The sequence below is a fragment of the Acinetobacter sp. UBA3132 genome, from assembly GCF_002364825.1.
GTDB lineage: Bacteria > Pseudomonadota > Gammaproteobacteria > Pseudomonadales > Moraxellaceae > Acinetobacter > Acinetobacter schindleri.
The window spans coordinates 212-4,950 of record NZ_DEZM01000101.1; the positions used below are offsets into that span (position 1 = coordinate 212).

Consider the following 4,739-nt stretch of genomic DNA (forward strand, 5'->3'; position numbering starts at 1 on the left):
GGTGAAATGGAATTCTGGTTCGCCCTGATCAAAATTATTGCGATTGTAGTACTGATTGCGGTTGGTCTGTGGATGATTTTCACCGGCTTTACCAATGATGCCGGTACGGTTGCATCCTTTGCGCACATTTGGGATCATGGTGGTTTGTTCCCGACGGGTGCTATGGGCTTCCTGGCTGGTTTCCAGATTGCAATTTTCGCCTTTGTGGGTGTTGAGCTTGTAGGCACCACGGCTGCGGAAACCAAAGACCCGGAGCGTAACCTGCCAAAAGCGGTGAACTCGATTCCGATCCGTATCATTATTTTCTATGTACTTGCTCTAGTCATTGTAATGTCTGTGACGCCATGGGATCAGATTAATCCAAGTGTTTCTCCATTTGTGAATCTGTTTAGCCAAGCCGGTATTGCAGCTGCTGCGATCATCATGAATCTGGTGGTGCTGTCATCCGTAATGTCTTCGATGAACAGCGGTGTGTTTTCGACCAGCCGTATGCTGTTCGGTCTGTCGCGTGAAGAACAGGCACCGAAAGCTTTCGGTCGTTTGAACCCTCGTGCTGTACCTGCCAATGCCCTGTATTTCTCTGCAGTCTGCTTATTATTGGGTGCGGCGTTACAGTATTTTGTACCGAATACTGTTGAAGCCTTTACATTGGCAACGACATTATCAACCATCCTGTTTATCTGTGTATGGCTGATGATTATCTGGAGTTACATGATTTATTACCGTACCCGTCCAGAGCTACATGCCAAGTCAGTATTCAAGCTACCAGGTGGCTTGGTGACTTGCTGGATCGTGATTATTTTCTTTGTCGGCATGATTGGTGTGCTGGCATTAGAAGATGATACTCGCCGTGCCTTGATGGTCAGTCCGATCTGGTTTGTTCTACTGATTTTGGGCTATTTAGGCTTCTATAAACAGAAACATAAATAATCCATATCAATAAAAACGTCAGCGATCTGCTGGCGTTTTTTTTTGTCTAAAGATACTCTCTAGCGTTTAACGCTTTGGTCATGGCGAATGATCGCGTTATACTTCATCGAAACTATTCAATTAGGTGGTCAGATGCGCCAAGTCATTTGCTACATCAGTATCTTAGCAGCAGGTCTTGCTCTTGCAGGTTGTGGTCAGTCAGGTGCCTTGCACTTGCCAAATGATCCGGATTACGACAAGCGTGCCAAGTATCTGCTCTATAAAAATACCGAAGCTGAGTCTAAAACTTCCGATGAAGAACGAGATGCCCCTGTGCAACAACAGTTTGCTGCGCCCGAAACATCAGATTCAACCATTACACCTTAACGCTTTCAAAGAAAGGATACCTTCATGAGTTTCACCCGTATTAATGGGGTATTGCATGCCGAGCAATGTTCACTGCAACAGCTGGCAGAGCAATTTGGCACACCACTCTATGTTTATTCAAAGGCGACTTTTGAAAAGCATTATCTGGACATGGACCGTGCATTTGACTTTATTGATCACCAAATCTGTTTTGCCGTGAAGTCAAACTCCAATCTTGCGGTATTAAATGTATTGGCAAAACAAGGGGCAGGTTTTGACATCGTCACGGGCGGAGAGCTGGCACGTGTACTGAAAGCGGGTGGTGAACCTTCTAAAATCGTATTTTCGGGTCTAGGTAAATCAGAAGCGGACATCAAGAAAGCGCTAGAAGTTGGTATTGCCTGCTTTAACGTAGAATCTTATGCCGAGCTGGATCGTATTCAGAAAGTTGCGGCAGAACTGGGTTTAAAAGCGCCGATCTCACTGCGTGTGAATCCAGATGTAGATGCGAAAACTCATCCCTACATTTCAACGGGTCTGAAAGAAAATAAATTCGGCATTCCATCGGATAGCGTATTTGAAACTTATCAGTATGCAGCATCTTTAGCCAACTTGGATGTCGTTGGAATTGACTGCCATATCGGTTCACAGTTGACTGAAACCCAGCCTTTTGTAGATGCGCTGGATCGTGTCATCGTGATGATTGACCAGTTAAAAGAGATGGGCATTCACCTCAAACATATCGATATCGGTGGTGGTTTAGGGGTGACTTATAAAGATGAGACACCGCCATCTGTTCAAGAATATGCCAATGCGTTGCGTCCGGCTTTAGAAAAGCTGGGCCTGAAAGTCTATATGGAACCGGGCCGTAGTATTTCTGCCAATGCAGGCGTACTACTGACCAAAGTGGATCTGCTCAAACCGACCAATCACCGTAATTTTGCAATTATTGATGCGGCAATGAATGACCTGATTCGCCCAGCTTTATACGAAGCATGGATGGACATTCAGTCTGTGACACCGCGTAATGATGTCGAGACGAAAGAATGGGATGTGGTGGGTGCAATCTGTGAAACTGGCGATTTCCTCGGTAAAGAGCGTGAGCTTGCGATCAAGGAAAATGATGTGCTGGCAGTACTCGGTGCTGGTGCTTATGGTTTTGTGATGAGCTCGAATTACAATAGCCGTGGCCGTGCTGCTGAAGTGATGGTTGATGGTGGTCAAGGACATCTGATTCGCGAACGCGAAACGATTGAATCATTGTGGGAACGTGAGCGTTTATTGCCTTAAGGAGACAGAATAATGTTACTTGAATTTACCAAGATGCATGGTCTGGGCAATGACTTTATGGTGGTTGACCTGATCAGCCAGCGTGCTTATCTGGATACCCTGACTATTCAGCGTCTGGCAAATCGCAATTTTGGCATTGGATTTGATCAGTTACTGATTGTAGAACCACCTGATGTAGCGAGTGCTGATTTTAAATACCGTATTTTCAATGCCGATGGTTCTGAAGTAGAACAATGCGGCAATGGCGTGCGCTGTTTTGCCCGTTTTGTGCATGAGCGTCAGCTGACGACGAAAACTAAAATCAAAGTACAGACCAAATCTGGCATTGTGGAACCTGAATTGGGCGCCAATGGTTGGGTGCGCGTCAATATGGGCTATCCAAAATTCTTGCCTCAAGAAATTCCATTCCTGGCCGATGAACCGGATAATCTGTATGACATCGATCTGGCAGAGGGTGAAAAACTCACGATTGATGTAGTGAACATGGGTAATCCTCATGCGGTAACAGTCGTACCGGATGTGATTAATGCAGATGTAGCTCGTATTGGTCCACAGGTAGAATCGCATGCGCGTTTTCCGGCACGCGTCAATGCAGGCTTTATGCAGATCATTGATGAGAAGCATGCACGTTTACGCGTGTATGAGCGTGGTGTAGGTGAAACACTGGCATGCGGTACGGGTGCTTGTGCAGCCGCAGTATCTGGTATGCGCCGTGGCCTACTTGCCAACAATGTCGAGATTGAACTGGCGGGCGGCAAGTTGCAGATTGAATGGGTCGAGGGGGATGTAGTCTGGATGACTGGTCCAACCGCAACTGTTTATGAAGGTCGCTTAGACTTACGTTATTTCCAAGCTTAATTTAAAAAGCCCTGAAGAGTCAGGGCTTTTTTATATAGGCCGAATAAATTATTTTTGCATTATTTGATAGACTGATGTTTGTCAGGCTCAAACAGCCAAGGAGGATAGAATGCAGCTTGATCCACAGCAATTGTTATCCATATGGCTCAAAGAACGTGAAATCCAGAACCAGTCCAAACATACTTTGCAGGCCTATGAGCGTGATGTTTCCGACTTTCTGAATTTTTGTCAGCGTCATGCTTTAGCACTCGGAGATATTGAATCAACAGATTTACGCCAGTTTATGGCGGAAAAAGTTGAACAACAGGGCCTAAGTTCCAGCAGTCTGCAGCGGCTACTTTCAGCAATTCGCCAGTTTATGAAATGGGCTGAACAGGCACAGCATGTCAGTTTTAATCCGGCAGATGATTTTCAGCTGAAAAGACAATCCAGACCTTTGCCCGGTATGGTTGATATTGAAACCATTCATCAGATTCTGGATCAGCCTGAACCTGAAGGTGAGGTGCAGCAGCAGATGTGGAAACGCGATAAGACAATTCTGGAACTGCTTTATTCCAGTGGGCTACGTCTGGCTGAAATACAAGGCCTCAGAATTAAAGATATTGACTTCAACCGTCAGCTGCTTCGCATTACGGGTAAGGGGAATAAAACCCGTATTGTGCCATTTGGTTCCAAAGCCAAAGACAGTGTCATGGCGTGGTTACAGATTTATCCTCTATGGCATGGTGATTTTGTGCCAGAAGCACATGTCTTTATCACTCAGAAGGGTAATCCGTTGGGGGCAAGGCAGATTGAAAATCGGGTCAAGCTTCAGGCGCAGCGTGCAGGCGTCAATGTGGATCTGCATCCGCATTTGTTAAGACATTGTTTTGCGAGTCACATGTTATCCAATAGCCGGGACTTACGAGTCGTGCAGGAAATGCTGGGACATAGTAATCTGACTACAACCCAAATTTATACGCATGTCGATTTTGATCATCTGGCGCAGATTTATGATCAGGCGCATCCACGGGCACAACATAAACCTGAAAATCTTAAATAATCATTATTAAAAATATAAGTTGGCATAAAAATTTCATAAAGAATATTTATGCTGATAGAAATTGAATGACCATGCAGATTATTTCACCATGGTCTTATTCGCGAAAAGCTAAAATTCAGGTATAACAAAAGAACAGAATTTAAGCTGAAAAACAGGGTATGGCTGAAAAGAATTCAGCCTGACAGGACTGGAAGTATATGGGCACAGAAATTATTGTAGATATACAACAAAAATATGATCGGTTAAGCGAAGCACAAAAAGAAATTTTTGCAGG

5 protein-coding genes are annotated in these 4,739 nt (G+C 44.9%); all 5 read left to right on the forward strand.

All coding sequences use genetic code 11. The features are described from left to right. Positions 1 to 930 (forward strand): amino acid permease (locus tag B4033_RS04860; protein ID WP_286832465.1); only part of this gene is annotated, 930 nt, incomplete at its 5' end. A gap of 132 nt (positions 931 to 1,062) precedes the next feature. Beyond that, on the forward strand, positions 1,063 to 1,296 hold the full coding sequence (lptM, locus tag B4033_RS04865; RefSeq protein ID WP_026056785.1) for an LPS translocon maturation chaperone LptM: 234 nt from the start codon (positions 1,063 to 1,065) through the stop codon (positions 1,294 to 1,296). Between the two features lie 24 nt (positions 1,297 to 1,320). Next, positions 1,321 to 2,565 (forward strand): diaminopimelate decarboxylase, encoded by a 1,245-nt coding sequence (lysA, locus tag B4033_RS04870; protein ID WP_286832467.1) that lies wholly within the window; start codon positions 1,321 to 1,323, stop codon positions 2,563 to 2,565. 12 nt (positions 2,566 to 2,577) lie between these two features. After that, positions 2,578 to 3,423, forward strand: a complete 846-nt coding sequence (dapF, locus tag B4033_RS04875) for a diaminopimelate epimerase (RefSeq protein WP_008302374.1) — start codon at positions 2,578 to 2,580, stop codon at positions 3,421 to 3,423. Between the two features lie 109 nt (positions 3,424 to 3,532). Beyond that, positions 3,533 to 4,465 (forward strand): site-specific tyrosine recombinase/integron integrase, encoded by a 933-nt coding sequence (gene xerA / locus B4033_RS04880; RefSeq protein ID WP_286832469.1) that lies wholly within the window; start codon positions 3,533 to 3,535, stop codon positions 4,463 to 4,465. Positions 4,466 to 4,739 lie beyond the last annotated feature (274 nt).

Coding starts and splice junctions, on each gene's coding strand:
- xerA (WP_286832469.1), top strand. CDS start 3,533: ATGCAGCTTGATCCACAGCAATTGTTATCCATATGGCTCAAAGAACGT.
- dapF (WP_008302374.1), top strand. CDS start 2,578: ATGTTACTTGAATTTACCAAGATGCATGGTCTGGGCAATGACTTTATG.
- lptM (WP_026056785.1), top strand. CDS start 1,063: ATGCGCCAAGTCATTTGCTACATCAGTATCTTAGCAGCAGGTCTTGCT.
- lysA (WP_286832467.1), top strand. CDS start 1,321: ATGAGTTTCACCCGTATTAATGGGGTATTGCATGCCGAGCAATGTTCA.